Source organism: Fictibacillus sp. B-59209 (genome assembly GCF_036216745.1).
GTDB classification, from domain to species: Bacteria; Bacillota; Bacilli; order Bacillales; family Fictibacillaceae; genus Fictibacillus_C; species Fictibacillus_C marinisediminis.
On sequence record NZ_JARMMC010000025.1, the window covers coordinates 1 to 2272 of the forward strand.

The 2272-nt window shown below is 53.4% G+C and carries 1 rRNA gene; it reads left to right on the plus strand.

What is annotated here, in order from left to right:
• A 23S ribosomal RNA gene (locus P4361_RS19560) occupies positions 1 to 2272 on the plus strand; the annotation flags it as partial.

The window sequence follows — 2272 nt, forward strand, 5'->3', positions numbered from 1 at the left end:
GCGGAACACGTGAAATTCCGTCGGAATCTGGGAGGACCATCTCCCAAGGCTAAATACTCCCTAGTGATCGATAGTGAACCAGTACCGTGAGGGAAAGGTGAAAAGCACCCCGGAAGGGGAGTGAAAGAGATCCTGAAACCGTGTGCCTACAAATAGTCAGAGCCCGTTAATGGGTGATGGCGTGCCTTTTGTAGAATGAACCGGCGAGTTACGATCCCGTGCGAGGTTAAGCTGAAGAGGCGGAGCCGCAGCGAAAGCGAGTCTGAATAGGGCGTTTAGTACGTGGTCGTAGACCCGAAACCAGGTGATCTACCCATGTCCAGGGTGAAGTTCAGGTAACACTGAATGGAGGCCCGAACCCACGCACGTTGAAAAGTGCGGGGATGAGGTGTGGGTAGCGGAGAAATTCCAATCGAACCTGGAGATAGCTGGTTCTCCCCGAAATAGCTTTAGGGCTAGCCTTAAGTGTAAGAGTCTTGGAGGTAGAGCACTGATTGGACTAGGGGTCCTCATCGGATTACCGAATTCAGTCAAACTCCGAATGCCANNCGAGTGATAAGATCCGTAGTCAAGAGGGAAACAGCCCAGATCGCCAGCTAAGGTCCCAAAGTGTGTATTAAGTGGAAAAGGATGTGGAGTTGCTTAGACAACTAGGATGTTGGCTTAGAAGCAGCCACCATTTAAAGAGTGCGTAATAGCTCACTAGTCGAGTGACTCTGCGCCGAAAATGTACCGGGGCTAAATACACCACCGAAGCTGCGAATTGATACCAATGGTATCAGTGGTAGGGGAGCGTTCTAAGGGCAGTGAAGTCAGACCGGAAGGACTGGTGGAGCGCTTAGAAGTGAGAATGCCGGTATGAGTAGCGAAAGACGGGTGAGAATCCCGTCCACCGAATGCCTAAGGTTTCCTGAGGAAGGCTCGTCCGCTCAGGGTTAGTCAGGACCTAAGCCGAGGCCGACAGGCGTAGGCGATGGACAACAGGTTGATATTCCTGTACCACCTCTTTATCGTTTGAGCAATGGAGGGACGCAGAAGGATAGAAGAAGCGTGCGATTGGTTGTGCACGTCCAAGCAGTTAGGCTGATAAGTAGGCAAATCCGCTTATCNNAGGTGCCTGTACCGCAAACCGACACAGGTAGGCGAGGAGAGAATCCTAAGGTGTGCGAGAGAACTCTGGTTAAGGAACTCGGCAAAATGACCCCGTAACTTCGGGAGAAGGGGTGCTTTCTTAACGGAAAGCCGCAGTGAATAGGCCCAAGCGACTGTTTAGCAAAAACACAGCTCTCTGCGAAGCCGTAAGGCGAAGTATAGGGGGTGACACCTGCCCGGTGCTGGAAGGTTAAGGAGAGGGGTTAGCGTAAGCGAAGCTCTGAACTGAAGCCCCAGTAAACGGCGGCCGTAACTATAACGGTCCTAAGGTAGCGAAATTCCTTGTCGGGTAAGTTCCGACCCGCACGAAAGGTGTAACGATTTGGGCACTGTCTCAACCAGAGACTCGGTGAAATTATAGTACCTGTGAAGATGCAGGTTACCCGCGACAGGACGGAAAGACCCCGTGGAGCTTTACTGTAGCCTGATATTGAATTTTGGTACAGTTTGTACAGGATAGGCGGGAGCCATTGAAACCGGAGCGCTAGCTTCGGTGGAGGCGCTGGTGGGATACCGCCCTGACTGTATTGAAATTCTAACCTACGGGTCTTATCGACCCGGGAGACAGTGTCAGGTGGGCAGTTTGACTGGGGCGGTCGCCTCCTAAAGTGTAACGGAGGCGCCCAAAGGTTCCCTCAGAATGGTTGGAAATCATTCGTAGAGTGCAAAGGCATAAGGGAGCTTGACTGCGAGACCTACAAGTCGAGCAGGGACGAAAGTCGGGCTTAGTGATCCGGTGGTTCCGCATGGAAGGGCCATCGCTCAACGGATAAAAGCTACCCCGGGGATAACAGGCTTATCTCCCCCAAGAGTCCACATCGACGGGGAGGTTTGGCACCTCGATGTCGGCTCATCGCATCCTGGGGCTGTAGTCGGTCCCAAGGGTTGGGCTGTTCGCCCATTAAAGCGGTACGCGAGCTGGGTTCAGAACGTCGTGAGACAGTTCGGTCCCTATCCGTCGCGGGCGCAGGAAATTTGAGAGGAGCTGTCCTTAGTACGAGAGGACCGGGATGGACACACCGCTGGTGTACCAGTTGTTCCGCCAGGGGCATAGCTGGGTAGCTACGTGTGGACGGGATAAGTGCTGAAAGCGTCTAAGCATGAAGCCCCCCGCAAGAGG